Origin of the sequence: Pseudoalteromonas agarivorans (assembly GCF_024518735.1) — a bacterium.
In the GTDB taxonomy this organism is placed as follows: domain Bacteria; phylum Pseudomonadota; class Gammaproteobacteria; order Enterobacterales; family Alteromonadaceae; genus Pseudoalteromonas; species Pseudoalteromonas atlantica.
This window is the reverse complement of sequence record NZ_JANIGJ010000004.1, coordinates 33,300-53,941: the sequence shown is the minus strand read 5'-3', so window position 1 is coordinate 53,941 and position 20,642 is coordinate 33,300. Positions and strand designations below refer to the sequence as shown.

Here is a 20,642-nt window from a genome sequence, read left to right as displayed (position 1 = left end):
TGGCTTACTAAAGTTAAAATTTTATCATAAAACTGTAATGTTATAAAAAGACAATCCTCGATTCAGGTGCAGTTTAACAAAATCCCCAAAGTGCACACCTTCTAGGTGTGCACTTTGTTTTTGATAAGCTTCACGCAACACCGCTAAATATACATCAGCATATTCGCCTGCAAACACTTTCCAGCTCATTTCTACGTTACTGTCTGATGGAATTTCTTCAACAGGTGGAATTGAATCTTCAGTGAGCGACATACACAGTGCCCAACGGCATAATACATTCCAGTTTTCGATGCCTGTTTTACTTTTAAGGCGAACAAGCTGCTGCTTTTGTTTTTCAGAGAGCTTAATAGAGTCAATTGTATGAAGTGTGGTATTCATTAAAAGTACCCCTCAGTAAAGGTTGAGGTTTGTTCTTGCTCGTTGTAACTAATGTGATATTCACGACAAATAGCAGGTTTTAATTGCGTGTAATATTGACCAGTTATTTCTTCGTCCGTAGATAATAAAATCACTTGGCTTGACGCTTTAGGGAAGTAGTTATTAATAAGCTTAGTACGGTGTTTACCATCTAAACGCCCAAGTGGTGTATCGATAACAGTGGGGATTTCTTTGCCTGATGCTTCAGCCAAACCCCATAAAATAGCGATAGCGAGTAACTGCCTTTCACCGGCCGATAAGCGGCTTGGCGACATAGGGTTTTTATTCGTATCGAGTAATGTAAGTTTAAATGAATCAGGGCAAATTTTAACGCCGGTAATTAAGTTGTTTTTACGGGAAAGATCAAAAAACTTAGCGGCAATGTGCTCTTCAAGCCCTGTTACATTTTCACGTATTAACTCATCCGCAAATGACTTCATGGTATTTTTGAGTTTACCAATATGTTCAGCCACTTGAATTGAGCGCTTTTGCTCGAACGTATCTTTGCTTTGCTGAGTTAGCAAGTTTGCATAGCGAGTGTTTAGCACTTCGTCACGCGCTTGTGCCTGCTGTAACAACTGCTTCTTTTGCTTAATTAAAACAAAGTCGTTTTTAAGCTCAGCTTCAAGCCCTGCAAGTTCACTCAATAAATGTTGCACAGTTTCGTAATCGGGGATCGACTCTAACTTTTTATCAAACAATGCTTGCTGCTCTAGAAGGTCTTCGCGCGCTTTTAGCAAGGTCTCTCGCTCTAACTTATCTTGCGCAATTTTTTCATCAAGTCCATTAAAAATGGCCCCATTACTGCCAATGTAGCACTCTGTACTTGCGAGCTCTTCACGCTCTTTAGCCAAACTAGTCATTTTATCATTAAGCGCTTTAAGTGCGTTTTGTGGCACATTTTCGTTAATTAGCGTTTGGGTAATTGTAGCTTCGTACTCTGTAATAGCACTTTGAATAACATTCGCTTGTACTGCTTGCTCTTCTTTCTTAATTTGTGCTTTTGTACTTGCTATTAAATTAGGTATTAAGCCAAGCGGTCCGCACCCGGCATCCAATTTTACGCGCTCGGCTAAATTGGCTTTGAGCTTTTCTTCAATAGCACCGAGTTCAAATTTAATAGAGTCGCGCTCTTCAATTAAGTGAGCGCCCGCAGAGCGTACCTTTTGGCGGGCTTTATTAATGTTTAAATTAGTATCGCTTGCGCGCTTTTCGATACCAGCTATTTCTGTTTTAAGATTTGAAACAAGTGTTGATTGGTCGCCAATCTCAGCCTCTAGCGCTTCAACTTTGGCAATTACGCTGCTTTCTAAATTATCGCTTTTACGCTTACGCTCAACGTTATTTAAATCGATATGCAGTTGCGAAAGAAGGTCTAGCCCAAGTAAGTTTTCAATACCCGTTTTTATTAAATCGGCGCTTCTGTCTGGGTGTGCCAGGTTTTCGATTTTTTCGCCATCAAAAAAGAATAGGTCGGAAAGGCTAAGTGGAATAAACTCATTTACAAACTCATCCCAGTATTGGCTTAAGTGGCTGTCTTCTTCTTTATTACAGTAAACCGTTACTTTGTCTTTTACGTCTTTTGTGTTGGTTTTCCAATTACGTACAACAACAAACTCTTTGGTTGTGGTATCGGTTGTGTGCGTAAAAGTAAGTGAAATTTCAACAGTATCGTGATCGCCAACATAGCGATTCTTGGTGCTGCTTAAAAAGCTACTATAAGACTGATGCCCACGGTTAGAACACTTTGCATGTTTACCATAAAGCACGAGTTGCAATGCATCTAAAAAAGTTGTTTTACCACCGCCGTTTAAACCACCAAATAAAATAATAGGTTTATCTTTTGCTGTGGTTAAATCGACTTCGTGTCGCCCTTGATAAATACCAAAGTTCTCAAGGGTAAGTTGTTTAATTATCATCGTGTACCTCTTCAAAATCGATAAGCAGTGAGCTGTAGCCTTGTTCTTTTATCGACTTAGTTACCATGATGATTTTTTCTTGAATTGCAGCTTTATCATCTTCAGTTAAATTAGGAGAATTATTTAGTTGTATTTGTAAGCGGTGACGTTCGCGCTCTAATGCAAATTGCTTTGCTTCGAATAAATTATTAAATGCGCCTTTATCGAGGCTTTGTGCAAGCTCGTCAGAGAGTTTGGCTCTGCGTAACTGGTTTTTATGCTTATTAGCAATGCTCATTACTGAGCGCATTTGTTGGTATAGCAAACCGTCTTCGTCGCCTTGCTCTTGGCAATGTGCTTTTAATTTATTAAGTACGTCTAAATTGAGAATAGGGTGGTGAGCGCGTTGCTTACCTGGGTATTCTTTTTTAAGTACTTTTTGATAAATTTTTGGCACGCTGTCTTCTGCTTCGTGCTTTTCTTCTAGCCAAATTCGACGAATTTCTTCTAAATCTTCAAGTGGTAGTAATTCAAGATCTTTAACTTCTTCAGGCCCAAGTTGTTGTACAGCTTGTTGTGCTTCTAATACTTTGCCTAGTAAATGCTCTCTAAAAGATTGAATATAAGGGCCAGGCACTAAATCTGCCCCGTGTTTAGATACATGCACTGTTAGAGTGCCATTCATGCGTCTGAAGTCACGATTAGCTTTATCGCGAGTTAATTTTTCAATTTTTTTAGCGCGGTTGGCATCGTTTACTTCAATCTCATTGCGAAGTGCTACAAGAGGATACATCCACTCTTTTTCTTCATCATTTGAGATCATGGCATTCATTGATTTATCTTCAGATACCATAGTGCACACGTAACAGCCAAAGCGGCTATCGCCACAACTTTGCGTTGATTTATCAACAACAAGTGGGCACTCACCACCTTCTGTTGCACCTTGATACATCCCCATTAAATCGTGATTAGGGAAGTGCCATGGGTTATCTACGCTGTTTAGGTATACCCAAACATCGTCGTTACTCCAGCTAGCAATAGGGGTGTAAACCCATACTCGCTCAAGTGAACCGTTTTCGGTCAAGCCAAGCGCCTTACGCGTATTGGTAGTTGAGCTTTCAAAGCGCTCCATACTTGCTGCACGCGCTGTACTTTCGGCTTTACGTGTTCCGAGTACTAAAATAGCTTCGCCATTTTTATCAGCCATGTTTTGTATAAACGTATTCGATGGGGATATTTTTAAACGATCTGTACACCAGCGAAATTTATAACGAGGGGCTGGGTAACCTTTACCTATTAGGTTAACCCAAAAACGGTCTTTAACTGCTGGAGTTAAGCGATGAGGAACAATTGGTAAGTCTTGTTCGTCTGCTTGCTCTTTCATGCGCTGCAGAGATTTACCTACCCACATTGCTACAATTGGGTTTTCTACAAGGGTATCTGTACTGATTACATGTACTTTTTTCTCGCATTTACCTTCTTGCGCCAACTCCTGCAAGGCATACCAAGTTAATTGTAGTATTGCCGTTGAGTCTTTACCGCCGCTGTAACCAATTACCCATGGGATTGAGTCACTTTGATAAAGCATTTTTATATGATCGATGCTTTGGCGAATAGAGCTTTTTAAGCCAGTTTCGCCAAAGGCCGAATGGAACTGTACATCGTTATCAGTAGCCATTTCGTTCCTCTATGAATTTTGTTTCTTCAGTTTTTTCTTTCAAAGAAAGTGCCATGTTTAGTTGCGTTTTAATAGTAGCGATAGTTAATAAAGCGGCGCTATTGTTATGCATCATTCGCCCTTGACTGATACAGCGTCCTTCCCAATTACTCTTGTTTGTCCGTCGCCAGTCTATTTTTTTTAATTTCTTTAATGTTTGTTTATAGCTTTTCTGTGCTAATAATTCACGGCCTATCATTCCTAAGCATTTAAGAACAATTGCAGAAAAGTTCACATATTCTTTTCGGTCATTTGCTGGCATTTCATGATTTTTTGCAAGCGTCCAAGTATTTAAATTTGCAGCAACACAGTCCCAATATTCGACTGCTTTTTTAATACAAGTTTGCAAGTTATCCTCATTTACATTTGGAAATAGCTCCATATTTGCAGCATGCAATGAGCTATGCTTAAACAGCTTTGAAGAGCGAGGGCCTAAATTACCATCTTCAAAGCTAATTACCCCATTGAAGAAATTGCACTGCTTTGCAACTATATTGGTTAATTGTTCTTGTGGAGAATTACCAAATAAAACACCGTAAGACTTACCTGTTTTGACTGGAAATAAATTCAAATCACGAAATATCTTTTGTCTTTGTTGTAATGTTTTACCTACATAAAAAACAACTGATATATGCTCATTTTCTAGAGTTGGGTCTTTTTCTAGGGCATCTTTAATTGCAGCAGTTCTATGTTGCCCATCAGTAATGTAGAATTCAGCGTCTTCATCAACTAATAATGTACCAATATTTCTACCTGGACCTTCCTCTTCTGTGGGGAGAAAAGAGCACTCACCAGCAATACAAGCTGTTAAAGACGAAAAGGTATAGTCGTCTCGATTTGAACGAATATAACTACTGATCTGAGGAATGCGATTTGGATTTAAGCTTCTCTGTGCCCGATCTTCTGGCAATAAATTGGTTTCATCAAACGTAAATATTCGTTTTAACCTCTTAAGAGGACACATAACAGTGTAATACTCTTTTTCTGCTTGTATTCCACGAATGGCTGGGAAAGAGATTCCAGATATAATTTGGTTCATAATAAAAATCTTTAAAAAAGTTCGTACGCTTTTTAACTTTGTACGTACGTACAAATTAATTGAGACATTCTAAATCATCTTCTGTATAAAGTCTCGTGTAAAAATTAAAAAGGAGCTAACTTGTCTATTTATCTTGATATGAACGCAACATCTCCAGTGTCAAAAGAAGTTGCGGACTTAGTATATAAATTAATGGTTGAAGAATTTGGCAATGCTGGCAGCCGTACTCATGAATTTGGTGCAAGTGCTAAAAAAACCGTTGAGCGGGCACGCAAGCAAGTTGCAGATGTAGTTGACGCGGATAAATCAGAAGTGATTTTTACTAGTGGTGCAACTGAAAGTAATAATATTGCTATTTTAGGCTTAAAAGAGTTTGGTGCAGCGAATAATAAAAAGCATATCATCACAACTCGAATAGAGCATAAAGCTGTTTTAGAGCCAATTGAGCACTTAGAGAAAAACGGTTTTACTATAAGTTATTTAGAAGTTGATGAGAGTGGCATTGTAAACCCTGCACAACTTAAGAACCTTCTTCAAGAAGACACCTTGCTAGTATCAATAATGCACGTAAATAATGAAACGGGTTCTATTCAACCTATTAATGAAATTTGTGATGCGCTTGAACTTCATGAGGCTTACTTACATATTGATGCAGCGCAAAGCTTTGGCAAATTAAGTGATGATTTAAAAAATGATCGAGTAGACTTAATAAGTGCAAGTGGGCATAAAGTGTATGCTCCCAAAGGTATTGGTGCGTTAATAATGAGAAAGCGTGGCTTTTTAAAGCCACCACTTAAACCAATAATGTTTGGTGGCGGGCAAGAGAAAGGGCTGCGACCTGGAACTTTAGCCGTTTCACTTATTGCAGGTTTTGGTTTAGCGTGTGAGATTGCTCAAAAAAATGCCGTTTTATGGCAACAGCAAGCACAAAACTTAAAAGATGAATTGATTCAAGCATTGAACACACTTGATGCGCAATACAACGGTGAAAATACATCTCCATTTGTACTTAATTTTTCAGTTCCGGGTGTTAATTCTGAGGCTGCTATGGTTATGTTAAAGGGAATAGCGGCTGTATCTAATGGCTCGGCATGTACATCATCAAGTTATACGCCTTCACATGTTTTAACCGCAATGAAGCTAGATGAGAAACGTATTGCTGGTGCTATAAGAGTCTCATGGGGGCATATGACAGAGTCATTGCCTATTACAGAAATAATTGAGAAGTTGAAACAGCTTAAATTATGACAAAAATGACAATAGTGGAAGCAGCCACTGAAGCCCTTCGTCTATTAAGTAAACCGAGTTCAATAAAGCAAATATATGCGAAAGTTTTAGAGCGCTCTCTTTATAAGTTCGGTGCAAAAGATCCACTTGCTGTTTTGCGAGTTCAAATAGAAAGACATTGTGAGCAAACATCGTGGTCTTGCGAAGCAAAAAATAAATTTTTTATAAAAGATGAAAAAGGCCTGTATTCGTTAGTAACCTATAAGCAAAAAGCTCTAGTACCCGAGCAAATAGCAGAAAATGCTTTAGATAATTTGAGTTTAGTTAAAGAGCTTGCCAAAAAACTGAAACAGACAACAATTAATCATATTATTGATCATCTATATAGCTTAGAACCTGAAGAATTTGAACTATTCTGCCAGCGGTTCTTAGATAGGTATGGATTCGAGGATATGATAGTGACTCAACGCGGCCGTGACGGCGGAATAGATGCTCACGGTTACTTAGAAGTGGGAATTTCACAATTGCATGTTGCAGCTCAATGCAAACGTTATAAGCGTACTAATAAAGTGTCGCGTCCTGATATTTCACAGTTTAGGGGGGACATTCAGGGCGAGTACCAGCAAGGTATTTTTATAACCACTAGTGAATTTACAAAAGAAGCTCAAGATATAGCCTTCAAGAGAGGTTGTGTGCCTATTGTGTTAATTGACGGGCAAACACTTGCTGAGATAATGATTGACCGCGAAATTGGAGTAACAAGAAGTAATATTCCAATTTATGATTTTGAGATTGATTTAGTTTGAATTTGATACACGAAAACTCAAGGAATAAATATGTTTTTTAAGACAACGGTTTGGAGCTCGGGAAAGCCTAATAACATTACTGGTGCTGGTTTTGGCATAAGAATCCCAAAAGAAATTAAAGAAAATATTTTTAGTGAGCAATGGAGACACGTATTAATCAAAACTAATAATCACTCCTTTAAAGTTGATATTACACCAGGCTTTTGGAATAAGTGTAATGAGCTGCGAAATCCACAAATAGGACTATGGTTAATTGAAAATAAATTAAACCATTGGAAAAGTGGCTTTCCTTCTGAGGTAGGGGTAGAGTACCTTGGCAATCAAGACTTTAAGTTAACTACAATATAGTCTAGGAATTAGGTTTTTTAGCACCAAAAAACCTATCCCCATTTAATTCCACACCCCAATAGTCAAACACCTTAAGTAAAATAGGCCAGTTAGGCCACTCTGCTTTGTCTACCCCTTTGAGCATATCAGCTAACTTTTTATCAAAGCGTTGTTGGCTTTTGTATTCGCTACTGTCTTTTTGTAAATAATCTACTTTGTTATAAAAGGGCTGGTAGGGGTAAGCATCGCCGTAGTAAAAGTAGTCTATATCTTGCTCTAGCATTTTTACTTTTATTCGCTCAGTGAGCAGTGGCAGCTTTTTATTAAAGTCATCGTATTTTAAAAATGTCACTTTGCCTGAACGCATGTGTATTTTTATTAAATCTACGTCGTCAATATCGCCATACAATTGCACCGCACAGCCTATGTAAACACGCAGTATCGCGGGGAGTTGGTTTAAGTAACGAGTGGGTAAAATGTATGAGTGGTTGTCGTGTAACTCACCGAGCTGAATTTGCTCAAAGGCTTGGTAACAGTAATTGCCAATATTAGCGGGGTCTGCAATCGAGAAAAGCAGTTGCTTTGCTTGCTCTAATGCTTGGTTATAGTCACTAAAATGTACTTTTAAATCTCGCGTCAGCCTTGCAGGCATATGGCTTTTAGCTTGACGTTTACCAAATAGGCTAAGTGCAAAATAAACCAGTAAATCATGTTTTCGTTTTTGTTTCGCTTGCTCAAATTCATTTTGTTGATAGTAATTTTGCAGCAAGCTAAATGCTTTGTTGTGGCTGGCAAAGTATTTACGCAATGTTGCGCTTTGTTCAAACTCATCGTTTGCAGGTAAACGGCCTAAGTGCAGGCAATGTTGCCAAAAATCATCAAGCAGAGTTTTGTGTTTTTCAAACAAGGTTTTTTGCTGGGCTTTGGGTAAATCTTTTGGCTGCGGCCTTTGGGTTATATGTTGCCAATTATAATTTTGAAATTGCAGCTCTAAATGATGTGCCTCTTCTAATTGTGGGCATTTAAAAATAGCGATAATACCTTGCCCAAACGCCATTGTTTTAACGTTTAGGGCTTGCTCTATGTAAGCTCTTATTTGGGCTTGGCTATAGTATTTTTGAAAGGTGTTCCATTTAGTGATTACGCCGTCTTTATATTGTTTGAAGTGTTCTTGCTTCGTTTCGTTGGCAAGCATTACTGATACTAAAAGGAGTTTTTGTGTGTACTGATAGGCTGCTTTTAATGTGTCTTTTCGCTCTTGTTGATCTTCAATGACATTGAGTACAAAGCCCAAATTAACAATATCACTTTTTTGTTTATTTCCATTAGGCCTGTGTACTGGGTCCCATGCGTTAATATTTAACCCGTGTGCTTCTAGTTCTGTTGCGTCATCGGCTAGGCCGCAGCCGTAATCGAGTATTGAATAATCACCATTTAAATAACCGTACTTTGCTAGTTTTTGAAAAGGCGCAGAAAGCCTATCACGATTTATAGCTGTTAAATGTCGCTTTATTGTTTGTGCTTCATTTTCAACTATAGGCTCTGGTAACTCAGCTACTTTGTGTAATCTGCCTTGCTCATCAAGTTTAAAGCCTTTGCGCTTTATTGAGTTTTCCCATTGCTGTTTAAAACCAATACTCTTGGTGTTTTGGTACAGGCCTATTCGCTCACCTTCGTCGGTAATATCTTTAAATACTTGGTAGAGCGGGTAACTTGGTAGTACAAAAGTTTCTTTACGGTGCAAAATAGGCGGATTATTTGAGCTACTGTAGTTTGTTGTTTTTATTGTTAGCTCATCTGCCTCCATTGTATAACTGGTATGGAGTGCGGGGTATGCGTATTCATCAAAATCTGGGTAATTAAGTAAGGTAAATTTTAAATCACGCTTGTAAAGTTTAATTATGTTCCAAGTTTGCTGTACATCAAGCCTGTTTATTGTATTTATTATAAAGCTTAATAATTCAGGTGCTAGTGCTTCTTGTAATGAGCTTTTATGTAAATAAATGGCAGTTGGTAGTGATTTACCATGTTTAAGGTTTTTTATGAAAGCGCGATATTTTAGAAAACTTAGCTTTGGCGAAGAGTTAGTATCCATCAAAGTTACTCAAACATTTAAAATAATTTAATATACATAACGGTAATACCAACAACAAATTTAAAGGCTAACGCAAGGTTCGCTCTGCTGTGACAATACTTGAAGTTGAATTAATAATAAGTAATAGCAGACCTTATTCGAAAAATAACGTCCCTTGGTTGCCATCGCTAACGCGATATAAGGAACTAAAAACACAGAGCGCGAGCAAGCTTCGCCCCTACGGTAAACTTGAATGCCGCTACCCAAAACTCATTACGTCTCTATTTAAATAATATTGCAATCATATTAAATACCGTTAAACTAATCATTAGTTTATTAATGACCGATTAGGCAGTCATTTATGAGATCTGAACAAGCATTAAAGTTGGCGCGTCGATTGGGTGATTTAATTCGTCAGCATCGTACTTTACTTTATACCCAGAGCACGTTCGCTAAGATGATTGGTGTATCTCGCTCCACGGTACAAAAGCTTGAACAAGGAGAGGTAGTAAAAAGCGATATATTGTTTGAAGCCCTTGTTGTTCTTCAATTGCAAGGCTCATTGCTGGATGAAATTAACGAGCTAGCCGCAGATGTGGGCGGTTATAATGCAAGACAGCGTAAAAGCAATAAAACTCAGGTGATTAACGATGACTTCTGAAGCTTATGTATTTATTGACGGTTTAGAAGACAGCCCCATAATTTGTGGTTTTTTTAAGTTAAATACACAAACTGGCCGAGGTGAGTTTAATTATGGTAAAAGTTACCTTGCGCGCTCTGATGCGTTTGCGCTCGATCCGCTGCATTTACCATTACAGCCTGGCATAGTTAGCTATTCTGCCAATAAAGGTGTGTTTGGGGTGTTAAGTGATGCGGGAGCTGATTCGTGGGGGCGTAAGCTTATACTGTCGTTACATAATACCAAGCCAAAGAATGAGCTAGAATTTTTACTCGCGGGGTCTGGGTATGGTGTTGGCGCCTTGGTATTTAGTTTGTCGCGCAGCGCATCAAAACATAAAGCGAATAAAAATACATTAGCCGATTTAGCCTTGTTAGATCAAGCAAAGGACGATTTGCTCGCCAATAAAGCGATTTCACAGGAAGCAAAAAAAGCCTTTGAATTTGGCCAAAGCATGGGGGGAGCAAGACCTAAAACCTCTGTGAAAATTGATGATAAGCTTTATTTGGCAAAATTTAATCGTCAAGACGATTTGTTTAATTTAGCTAGGGCTGAGCATGGCGCTATGCGTATGGCTAATGAATTGGGGATTCGCACTGCAAATACCCGTATTCATGAAACAGAAAATGGCGATGTTCTGTTAGTTGAACGTTTTGATGTAAGCGATGACTTACCAACTCATCACTTTTTAAGCGCCAACAGCTTATTACAAAAACCAAAAGTCGCGATAAGCGACTTAGCAACATACTATAGCTACGGTGAACTGGCAGAATTTATTCGCCACCACACAGGTGAGTTCGCTGCTGATGCTACAGAGCTCTACAAGCGAATGGTATTTAACGTGTTTATTGGTAATACCGATGATCACAGCCGAAATCATGCATTTTTGTATCACTTTGCTGGGCAAACGTGGCGTATGAGCCCCGCTTATGATATCACCCCTATTAATAACTCAAAGCAGCATGGCATAGGGCTTGGTGATGATGGCCGATATGCTAGTATCGATAATTTATTGTCACAAGCCAAACGCTTTGGCCTCAACAAGGCTCAAGCAACAAAAATAATTGCAGAGGTTGAAAGCTATACTCGCCAGTGGCCAACGCACTTTAAACGTTTTGCTAATATCAGTGATATTGACATAAAGCGCTTAGAAAGCGTGATCCCTCATATAAGTTAAAGGTTATTTAAGCATTCATTAGATAGTTAATGACTGATTAAGTGCTCATTTATTGGTTGGCGCTTTTATGTACCATAAAGAAAAAATGAGGAGGTAGCGGGCTTTTGCTAAAACCTAGCTCGTAGCTCTAAACCAGCGCCAGATTAGTCGGCCTGAGCTTTATTTGTGGGCTGATAAACGCCATTATCTAACGCATAAAAGTAAGCTTGATAGCGGCCGGTTTGCTTAAACTTAAGTAATTGCTGATTAAAATTTCAAGCCGCTGTTTACTGTGTTCGTTATTTTTGGGTAGCATCATAAAGCTTTGAGATGATGGTTAATCGAGCTAGATAAGTTAGGTAACTTACTGGCCAAGGTAAAACGTAAAGTTAACTTTAATATACATAATGGTAATACCAACAACAAACTTAAAGGCTAATGCCAAGACAATTCCCCCGTCATTTTGCCCGAAAGGACTTAATTGATGAGTAATTGATTGCATGGCGGAGTTTTGTTCCCGACAAATTCCAAGTCCCTAAATCCCTTTAGGCAATGCAATTAAAGCCGTGACCTCGCCATGGACGGCGAATAAACGGCGGTTACGTTCATATCTATTTCGGCTTTGAGGAAAATGCTCGGGGCGCTTCAAGGGGCGCACGGAGGTATTCGCCCCTTGGTTGCCATCGCCAACGCGATATAAGGAACTAAAAATACAGAGCGCGAGCAAGCTTCGCGCCTACGTCGAGTGCTAACAGCAAAGCTTGGTGTAACCTTGTCGACGCGCATTGCTTTCGTTTAAAAGCAGGGCTTTTACGGTGTTAATTTTTTAAGTAATGAGAAGCTGCGTTTCTAACGTGAGCAAGCTCAACGTCTTGTATCTACATGCGCGATATAAAATCGCGCCTACGCACCACACATCCACGTCAGCTTAAAATTTAACTTTGTAGGCGCGCATTGGGTTCTGTTCAAAAGTGATTATGTCACCAGTGATAAGTGACCAATTAACCCCCGTATTTTCTCTGTGTAGCGCTAAGCGCCTCTGTGCCCTCGGTGGTGAAAAACAAGTTAAGCCAATTATTCACAAAGAGGTTAAGAGACGCTGCGCTTTTAGAGCTAGAGCATAAGTGATTTAATAAATGATCACATAAGTAAGAATTCGCTCTACAAAACAGTATTTTAATTTAGTGGTAGACGCGCATTGGTTCTGTTCAAAAGTGATTATGTCACCACCGAGAAGAGCAGGAGAAGTGACTTACTTATTCCTGTGTTTTCTCCGTGTAGGCGAAGCGCCTCTGTGCCCTTTGTGGTGCAATTAACTAGTAGCAGCGGCTTTATATGCCGCGAAAAATTTCATACCAAACGCGAGGTACGCTCATGTCATTTTGTGCGAGCAAGTTTCGCGCCTTCATGTTAGTGCCTTTCTTTATGTAATCTTTGCATCTTTTAGCAAATTAAAACTGCTGTGTGGTTTTGATTATGCGGTTATTTACTTTGGGTAATTTTATTTAAGTTTTAGTAACAATAAACGCAAACTTTTTGGTTGAGGTGTGGTCATAAAAAGAGTTGCTTTTTACAGTTTGTTACAAATAAATAACGTGCTGCTTGGTTGCAAAATGAGCGTGTAGCTATTGCCAGCATTATAGTGTGGCGCGCTGAGCTTACCAGTGGTTCATTAAATATTAACATTGATAAAATTGTTCTTTTAATTTGCACTGTCTAGTATTAAAGATTGACAGTACACACCCAAACAAAACATAATATTAACATTGGCTACACTTAAAAAGCATTTCACTTAATTGTATTGCGTAAATTGGTTGAAGGAGGGAAGTATTATGAACAAATTACTCATTGCATGCGCTATCACTGCTGCAACTTTGTACGTGTTTAAAAACGATTTGACCGCCTTGGCTCAAAATAATCTACCCAACTCAATAACTAACACCACGGCTGTACAGCCTGCTCAACCTCTGGTGGTAGATATACAAGCAATGCAAAGTAGCCACGATGTAACTAATAAAGAAGGCACTGCACTTACCGAGCAAATTGTGATTACTCCCCAAGAGGTGGGTGAATACTCTGAACTAGAAAGCGCTGCTCAAATTCAAAGTACGCTTGATTTAGCACAGTCAGAGCAAGTGTTTTTAGATAAAGTGCAAAGCAGCTTTGCTGAAAAGTCGCTATTTTTATACAGCTTTGAGTGTAAGCAAAACGATTGTAATGCAGGCATTGTGGCAACCGACGGGCAACCTAAACACGAGGATATAGCTGGCGTGTTAGCGCATTTATCGGCGTCTGAAGAGTTTGCTAATCACTCTGTGCAATTAGCGGGTGTAGCGGTTAATAACGATGGTATTTTACAATACGATTTAAATATTAAAAACATGCCCCCCGAATAATACTAAGCGCAATTATAGTTAATTACTTTAAGCCGCCAAACTTGGCGCAGCTGTGTTACAAATACAAAGATGCTAAAAGTGCAGCAGTGTACAACTAGTTAGTTTTAACAACTAAACAAGGCATTTTTTGTAGCAATAAAACGTTTTCTCAGTCTTAAATCCATACTTAAAATAGCTCGCTTAATTAAGCGCATTAATACAACTCTATATTTTTAAACGACAAAGCGGCCTTGTGGCCGCTTTTTTGTGCTGGAAATTGAGTAATGGCAGTTTTATCTTTAAATAGCGTATTTGCTGCGTTAAAAATTATTTGTATAGAGCAATAATATCGAGCTTATTTGCTCGGCTATTCTTTTGTTTGCATGTTTTTAGCGCGCTCTTCTGCCTCTATTAAGGCTTGTGATTTAGGCGCTTTCTTTTTTTCCTCAATCACGGGCTTTTTATCTGAATTTGGGTCCCAGCTTTCATCTAGCGAAAGGTTTGCAAATGGGTTGCTAGAATCACTTTGCTTGGGCGTACTTTCAGGCTCTGGTTGCGCTGGCTTTTCTTGGGCTGGCTGTGGTTGGTGAGCTGTTGATATTGGCGTATCTAACGTGGGTTCGTTATTTGGTTTTGCTGAAACTGTAGCTTGTGCAGGCTCTTTACTTGGTTTTAAAGGCGCATCTGGATTGTAGGTGCGAATTTCGGGCTCTTTAAAGTCGTGTTCGCTATTTAACGTGGTTTGATCAAGCTCGCTGTTTTTATCGGCTGTATGCAGCTGCGCGCTGGTATTAGGCTCATTGATAGGGTTACTAGGCGCAGCCGGTTCGTTTATAAGAGTAGACTCTTGTGGTTTTACTTCTTCAACGGGCTCTGCTTTTGGCTGTTCTACTGCGACGGCTTTGTGCTTACGCGTGCGCTTAACCGAAGGAGCGTCTGGGTTAAACTCTCTTACCTCGGGCTCTGCAAAGCCTTTTGCATTTTGAATACGCGCTAATGTATTTTTTGCGGCAGCTTCAAACTCTGCGGTGTTTGGCTCTGGCGCTACTTTTTTAGGTTCAGGTTCAGGTGCCGGTGCATCTTCTTCTGGTTTAGCTTGTTCTGGCTCAGCCTCTGTGGCTTGCGTATTGGCAGACAATGGCTCGTTAATTGTCTCGTTTATTGGTGCATTAGAGCTTGCAGGCTCTGGCTCGCTCGGGGCCGAAACCGGTGGCACAACTGGTTTTGAAAGCTCATCACTTTGGGCTGGTGCCGTTTTGGGTGGTGCTGCTTGCTCTGCGCTTTTGTTGTTATTTTTTGGGGCTGTAGCCGTTGGAGCAACAGGCGGCTCGGGCTTATTTTGTTTAGCGCGGCGTAAACGTATAACCACCATGGCGCCAATTAATACCACAATAAGCAGTAGCAAACTTGGTAACAATAATGAACTTGGTGGCTCTGCAACTGGCGCAGGTATAAGTACAGGTGCGGGTTTGGGCGTTGTATTAACCGTTGGCTGCTCTTTTTTAGGCTCTATTTTAGGCGCTGCTTTTGGGGCGGTTTCAGTGGCCACCGGCTGCGCTTGGCTAGTGGTAGGTATTAACTCGCTGTTATTAGACTCAAGTTCACCCTTAGGTGTGCTTGGCGCATCCTTTACTGTATTAATTGGCGCAGACTCTGGCTCGTTAGTTTCTGAGCTTTGCTGGCTTATTTGATTTGTAGGCTGAGAGCTTGTAGTTGCTTTGCTTGCGCTTTGTTTTATAGCTTTTTCGGCCGCAGTTATTTGCTCAAGCAGTTGTTGTTCTTGCTCGGGGGTAAGGGCAAGTGGTTGTGGCTCTTGTTCAACTACTGGCGGCTCTACTGGTTTTGGTTTTGTTTGTACTTGCTTGGGTTTATTACAGTTTCTTTTAAAATCGCGTGCCGCGCTGCGGTATTTGGCACTGGCTTTATTATTACTGTACTGCTGCATTTCTTGCTTAATTAAAATACACATGGCTTCGTTATAGGCAGCACTTTGGCTGCTGTAAAATAAAGCAAAGCAAAAAATAAGTTGAGAGAGTCTAATAATCATAAAACACGGCGCTTAAGTATCAATAGTCTGATTTTAAGCGCAAAATTAAAATATATCTAGGCACTAAGGGCGTGTTGACCTTTGTGGATTGAAAATTTGTTCAATCTAAGGGGGTTAAATCGCGGCGTTAGGTTTGTAACCTAGTGAGATAAGTAAAAACCACCCAACAACACGCCCTCGTTAGTCAATCACCATTAGGCTGCGGTACTCGTCATAGGCAAATTGGTCGGTCATGCCACTTATGTAATCTTGAATTAGCCTACAACGGTAGTAAAACTCGTAAGCGGCAAAGTGGTCGGGCTCTTCTTGCATGGCATCTATGGCGTGCTGATAACTATTTAAGTGCTTTTTAGAGAGCTTTTTAACCAAACGCGATTCGATTAATAAACGTGAGTCGCCATTTAATGCGCGTTTAAAATCGTCGCTGTTAAGTTGTAGCAGTGGTTTATAACAATCGAGCAGGCCGTTAATTATGCGATAGCCTTGTAGTTCGAGTTTTTCTACCTCTTTGTGAGAAAACACATGCTTAAGCGCCACTTGTTTAAGGGTTTTAGTAACGGCATGTAAGTGGCTGTTATCTTCTAATAGTGCTTGGTTAAAGTCGCCGTGGTAAATAGTCTCAATGTGCTCTATAAAACGCTTGGCGGCGTGGTTTACAAGCGGGTGAAGCAAGGCCACGCGTAGGTAAATAAAAAATTCGCTATTAAAGTTGTAAGGCTGCGCGTTGGCGCGCTCTAGTGCGTAATCTACCGCTTTATCTACAAAATTTAGGTGTTCGGTGTCGTCAATGGTTAGGTTTATAAGGGCTTTTTTATATTCACTTTTTAGCTGCTGACAAAGTAGCTCGGTGGTTATTATGTCTTTTTCTACGGCGTCTTCTATGTCGGCTAAGCAATACGAAATATCGTCGGCGGCTTCCATAATATAACTTGCCGGATGGCGGCAGTATGGCTCTATAACCAGCTCGTTTTGCAATGCCTCTACAAAGGTTTTTTCGCTGTAGTAGTAACCTACTTTTTTCATTAAGTAGTTTTTATTTTGCGGTATGTCTTTTGGGTTTAATCCCGCGGGGCGGGTGTACTTTAAAATGCCCGCGCTTTGGCAATAAGTTAAGTTTAACCCCAATAGCGAATGTATTATGCGTATGCCTTGGGCGTTGCCTTCAAAATTACAAATATCGTGCGCTAAGTGCTTAAAAATAACCCCTATGCCGGTATTTTGCTCTTGGCAGCGCGCTGGGGTAACACTTGCTAAATTATTATTAAACCAGTGATTTATGGCAGCTTCGCCAAAATGTCCAAAGGGTGGGTTGCCTATATCATGCATTAGGCAGGCCATTTCTACTAAGCTTTCTAGTGGGCGTTCTAGCCCTTTTAAGCCAAACTCGGTTTGTTGCTCAAAGCTTAAATTTGCAAAAATACGCTGTACTATAAAACGGCCAACCTGCTGAACTTCTAGTGAGTGAGTTAAGCGCGAGCGCACCGCAGCGTTTCGCTCTAGCGGAAAAACCTGGGTTTTTTGCTGCAACCTACGAATAGCTGCACTGTTAATTATGCGACCGCGATCGCTTTCCATCGCCATTTGTAAATTTGCAGTCGTGCGATACATGCGCGCTGGGGTTATTTTTTTACTAAAGTCGATAGTCATCGGAGTCCTTGCTTAGTTGTGACGACTGGCAAAGGAAATGCGCGTTGTCATTCGTTTTAAATACTTACTAGTTAATATATACATCTAGACGAGTTAGGTACAGGTGCTTGTATCATTTAAGGCCTGGCAATTGTATTATAAAGCTATATTTTTCAGTATTTAACGCATTTTAATGTAGGCGAGTATTTGTAATGAAGTATGTATTTTTAAAGGCGATGATGTTGGCTCTTTTAGTGTTAACCAGCCAAGCGGCATATGCGGCAAAAGAGCAAACCGTTGTACTTATATCAATAGATGGCATGCGTTGGGATTATATAGAAAAACACGGCGCGCCTAATTTAAAAGCAATGGCTGCTAAGGGTGTACGCGCGCAAAAGCTAATGCCTGTTTACCCAACAAAAACGTTTCCAAATCATATTTCTATTATTACAGGGTTGCTGCCGGTAAATCATGGCATTGTAGATAATAACTTTTGTGATAAAGCCCGTAAAAACGAGTGCTACAGCATGGGTAAAGGCATGCGCGATAGCACGTGGGTAAATGGTATTCCACTTTGGAATTTAGCAAAAATGCAGGGGCTAAAGTCGGCTACTTATTTTTGGCCAGAGTCGGATGCGCGCTTTAATGGTATGACGCCCGACTATTACTTTCATTATTCTAAATACAGTGAGTACCAAGGCCGTGTTGATCAAATAATACAGTGGCTAAGCTTACCTAAAGCGCAGCGCCCACGTTTTGTGGCAAGTTATTTTTCACTTGTTGATAGCATGGGCCACGAGTTTGGCCCAGATGCAGCGCAAACTCGCGATGCAGTAAAACAATTAGATGAACTAATGGGCCAATTACAAACCCGTTTAAGCAAGCTAGAGCAAGAGATTAACCTTGTTATTGTATCCGATCACGGTATGGCGCATGTAAACCCAGAGCAAAGTATTGATGTTTCTACATTGCCTCAAAACGATAATTTTATAGTTAAAAATACCGGCCCGCGGTTACTTATTTATGCAAAGCCTGCTGTAACAAGCGAGCAAATTACAACTTACAAACAACGTTTGCAACAAGCAGCAAACGGGCGTTATACGGTATTAAACGACGAGCAATTAGCGGCATATCACTACAATAAAGGCACTCGTGTGGGCGATATTGTTGTGCAAACTAATGCGCCAGCGGTATTTACTAACGAAGGCAAAGCAATGTATTTAGGTACTCATGGCTATGCCTATACCGATGATATGGCGGCTACGTTAATTGCTGTAGGGCCTGCTTTTAAACAAGGGCTAAGCCTTGAAAAGGTAAATAATCTTGATATTTACCCGGTACTTGCCAAAGTAATGGGGCTTAAGCTTTTAAGTAAAGTAGATGGTGACGGTAAAACGTTAATGCCTGCTATAAAACAAAAAATAGTAGTGCATTAATTAGCTGCGCACTTTTAGGCTTTTAGTGACTTAACCTTGAAAGATCAACAAACCTTAAGCCAAATAAAAAAGAGCGCAAATGCGCTCTAAAGGGAAATAATTATAAGTGGGCTAAATACCGCCTGCTTTAAATTACTTACTTAAAGTTAGCAATACTTGTTTTTGTGTCGGTAACCGTACGAATAGCATACGCTTGGTTAGTTACACCAAAAGCTAAGCCGTTTACGCTCCAATTAGGGTTAGAGAAGTAATCGTACTGTGTTGCGCTACCGTAAACGTGCGGGTAAGCCATAATGCTGGCAAATTCGTTTTGTACGCCGTGGCCCATACCATCAACATATACGCCGCCCGAGGTATCGCCTTGTTTACGTGAGTGCGCTAGGCCTTGGTTATGACCAAGTTCGTGTACAAACGTAGTGGCGCCACAATCAATAGCTGTAATAGAGTACATACGGTCGCTCATCGAGCTGTATAAATTACCGTTAGTGCCTTGGCCAACCCAAGCTAAACCACACGAGATTAAACCATTACCCGCACTTTGGCCGGTACCAAGTACGGCAACCATATCGGCTTTCCAGCTAGTGCGTAAACCATCTACGTAGCTGCTGTTAGTTACTGCATCTAACCAATCTTCAGACGGTGTAATTGCGTAATCGCCTAGGTTTTCTGTGCCCGCTAAACGCAGTGTAATGTCTACCCCATTTTGGCTATAAACCTGGTTACTAAAAGCGATCAGCTGGTTTATTTTAGTGTTTATATTACTCGTAGCTGCGGCCGATTGGTCGGTATATAAAATACCAATATCAATCGTTACTGCCTGTGCCGCACTGGTTGCAAATAGCGCGCTGGCAATGGCTGCCGTAGTGATTAGTTTTTTCATTTTTATATTTCCTTACTTATGTAGTGGTTGGAAGTTTTACTGCTGATTGATTTAGTTGGGTTACTGCGTGTTGGGTTGTTCAGTTTTTTTTGGGGCAAACATATCTATGGTTTTATCTGTTTTTGGTGTGGGCGCATCTACATGATGCTCTATGTGGTTTTGGTATAAGTCGCGTTTTGCTGCAATCCAGCCATATTTACCTTTACTTTCAAAAACGTAATTGCCGCTAGGTGCAGTAAATTGCCCATAAATTGCATCGTTTCCTACGGTCATAACCGTGGTGTGTAGTTGCCCATCGGCACCAATAACTTGGCCAAATATGCTTTTATCGCCATTACTCGCCTCTGATAACGAGGTGATTTCAGCGCTGTAGGTTTCGGCGGTTTGTGGGATTGAAATATCAAACGAGTCGCCAGCTTCAAGGGCTTGTAACGTATTTAGGTCGAACTCTATGTAGGCTTCGTTGTTTAAATCGCTTGGTAGTACGTTGGCGTTGGTAAGTACCTCTTTAGCTTTTGCAGATACCTTGTTTATAGCTTCAAACTGGTTGCTTTGCGCTGGTGCCTCAATGGTTTTAGGTTTTACGTTAACGGGATCTTTACTCATATCAATGGGCTGCGGTGCTTTTTTATTTGCTGCAAATTGAGAGTCAACGGGCACTATATCCACTGCAACAGGCGCCGTTACCTGCTGAGGTTTTTCGGTATTAAATAGCAGCTGATAAATAGCAAATGCAGATAGACCAAGGGCAACAATTATTAAAATAGCGCGTTTCATTTGTTTCTCTTACGGGGTTTTTAGTTAACTAATTGTTACGTTTTATATCATCTAGAGAATTAGATCAAGTTAGTAGTGGTAGTATAAAAGTGCTAATTATTTGAATTGTAAATGATTGTAAATAAACAATTTACCTATAATGGGTTTGGTTTGTTGAGCTA

General features: G+C 40.2%; 16 protein-coding genes. 7 read left to right on the top strand and 9 right to left on the bottom strand.

All coding sequences use genetic code 11. The features are described from left to right. Positions 1–24: 24 nt before the first annotated feature. From dndE to dndB, 4 genes are read right to left on the bottom strand one after another with little or no spacing between them, the layout of a single operon-like run. Positions 25–378, bottom strand: coding sequence for a DNA sulfur modification protein DndE (dndE, locus tag NQT65_RS08780; RefSeq protein WP_256850979.1), 354 nt, complete (start codon positions 376–378; stop codon positions 25–27). Continuing rightward, positions 378–2,336: a DNA sulfur modification protein DndD gene (dndD, locus tag NQT65_RS08775; protein WP_256850978.1), complete on the bottom strand. Its 1,959-nt coding sequence runs from the start codon at positions 2,334–2,336 to the stop codon at positions 378–380. The genes dndE and dndD overlap by 1 nt, the downstream gene beginning before the upstream one ends. Then, positions 2,326–3,993, bottom strand: coding sequence for a DNA phosphorothioation system sulfurtransferase DndC (gene dndC, locus NQT65_RS08770; protein WP_256850977.1), 1,668 nt, complete (start codon positions 3,991–3,993; stop codon positions 2,326–2,328). Before dndC ends, dndD begins: the two co-directional genes overlap by 11 nt. After that, positions 3,983–5,071, bottom strand: coding sequence for a DNA sulfur modification protein DndB (dndB, locus tag NQT65_RS08765; protein WP_256850976.1), 1,089 nt, complete (start codon positions 5,069–5,071; stop codon positions 3,983–3,985). The genes dndC and dndB overlap by 11 nt, the downstream gene beginning before the upstream one ends. Positions 5,072–5,191: 120 nt before the next feature. On the opposite strand from dndB, the gene dndA reads away from it, so the two are divergent. Genes dndA through NQT65_RS08750 form a run of 3 tightly spaced genes read left to right on the top strand, consistent with a single transcriptional unit; the run spans position 5,192 to position 7,452 of the window. Beyond that, the gene (gene dndA / locus NQT65_RS08760) at positions 5,192–6,319 is read left to right on the top strand and encodes a cysteine desulfurase DndA (protein WP_256850975.1); all 1,128 of its coding nucleotides are present in this window, start codon (positions 5,192–5,194) and stop codon (positions 6,317–6,319) included. After that, a complete protein-coding gene (locus NQT65_RS08755; protein ID WP_256850974.1) occupies positions 6,316–7,104 on the top strand; it encodes a restriction endonuclease in 789 nt (262 codons plus the stop codon). The genes dndA and NQT65_RS08755 overlap by 4 nt, the downstream gene beginning before the upstream one ends. 30 nt (positions 7,105–7,134) lie before the next feature. After that, on the top strand, positions 7,135–7,452 hold the full coding sequence (locus NQT65_RS08750) for a hypothetical protein (RefSeq protein WP_256850973.1): 318 nt from the start codon (positions 7,135–7,137) through the stop codon (positions 7,450–7,452). A 1-nt stretch (position 7,453) separates the two neighbouring features. Here NQT65_RS08750 and NQT65_RS08745 read toward each other — a convergent pair whose 3' ends face one another. Next, positions 7,454–9,526, bottom strand: coding sequence for a DNA phosphorothioation-associated putative methyltransferase (locus NQT65_RS08745; protein ID WP_256850972.1), 2,073 nt, complete (start codon positions 9,524–9,526; stop codon positions 7,454–7,456). A 340-nt stretch (positions 9,527–9,866) separates the two neighbouring features. Between NQT65_RS08745 and NQT65_RS08740 the strand changes: the two genes are divergently transcribed. From NQT65_RS08740 to NQT65_RS08730, 3 genes are all read left to right on the top strand, one after another. Beyond that, positions 9,867–10,166, top strand: coding sequence for a helix-turn-helix domain-containing protein (locus NQT65_RS08740; RefSeq protein WP_004589614.1), 300 nt, complete (start codon positions 9,867–9,869; stop codon positions 10,164–10,166). After that, on the top strand, positions 10,156–11,361 hold the full coding sequence (locus tag NQT65_RS08735; RefSeq protein ID WP_256850971.1) for a type II toxin-antitoxin system HipA family toxin: 1,206 nt from the start codon (positions 10,156–10,158) through the stop codon (positions 11,359–11,361). The genes NQT65_RS08740 and NQT65_RS08735 overlap by 11 nt, the downstream gene beginning before the upstream one ends. A gap of 1,811 nt (positions 11,362–13,172) precedes the next feature. Continuing rightward, a complete protein-coding gene (locus NQT65_RS08730) occupies positions 13,173–13,736 on the top strand; it encodes a hypothetical protein (protein WP_064385816.1) in 564 nt (187 codons plus the stop codon). Positions 13,737–14,082: 346 nt separating this feature from the next. Here NQT65_RS08730 and NQT65_RS08725 read toward each other — a convergent pair whose 3' ends face one another. Both NQT65_RS08725 and dgt read right to left on the bottom strand, forming a co-directional pair. Next, positions 14,083–15,762 carry a cell surface protein gene (locus tag NQT65_RS08725; RefSeq protein WP_256850970.1) on the bottom strand — a complete coding sequence of 560 codons (1,680 nt, stop codon included), beginning with the start codon at positions 15,760–15,762 and terminating at the stop codon, positions 14,083–14,085. A gap of 180 nt (positions 15,763–15,942) precedes the next feature. Then, a complete protein-coding gene (gene dgt / locus NQT65_RS08720; protein ID WP_004589609.1) occupies positions 15,943–17,409 on the bottom strand; it encodes a dGTPase in 1,467 nt (488 codons plus the stop codon). A gap of 191 nt (positions 17,410–17,600) precedes the next feature. Between dgt and NQT65_RS08715 the strand changes: the two genes are divergently transcribed. Continuing rightward, positions 17,601–18,824: an alkaline phosphatase family protein gene (locus NQT65_RS08715; RefSeq protein ID WP_256850969.1), complete on the top strand. Its 1,224-nt coding sequence runs from the start codon at positions 17,601–17,603 to the stop codon at positions 18,822–18,824. Positions 18,825–18,960: 136 nt separating this feature from the next. Here the strand turns inward: NQT65_RS08715 and NQT65_RS08710 are convergent, their stop codons facing one another. Both NQT65_RS08710 and NQT65_RS08705 read right to left on the bottom strand, forming a co-directional pair. After that, positions 18,961–19,704, bottom strand: coding sequence for a zinc-dependent metalloprotease family protein (locus NQT65_RS08710; RefSeq protein WP_004589607.1), 744 nt, complete (start codon positions 19,702–19,704; stop codon positions 18,961–18,963). A gap of 60 nt (positions 19,705–19,764) precedes the next feature. Next, the gene (locus NQT65_RS08705; protein WP_256850968.1) at positions 19,765–20,481 is read right to left on the bottom strand and encodes a protease inhibitor BamI-like protein; all 717 of its coding nucleotides are present in this window, start codon (positions 20,479–20,481) and stop codon (positions 19,765–19,767) included. Between the last annotated feature and the right edge of the window lie 161 nt (positions 20,482–20,642).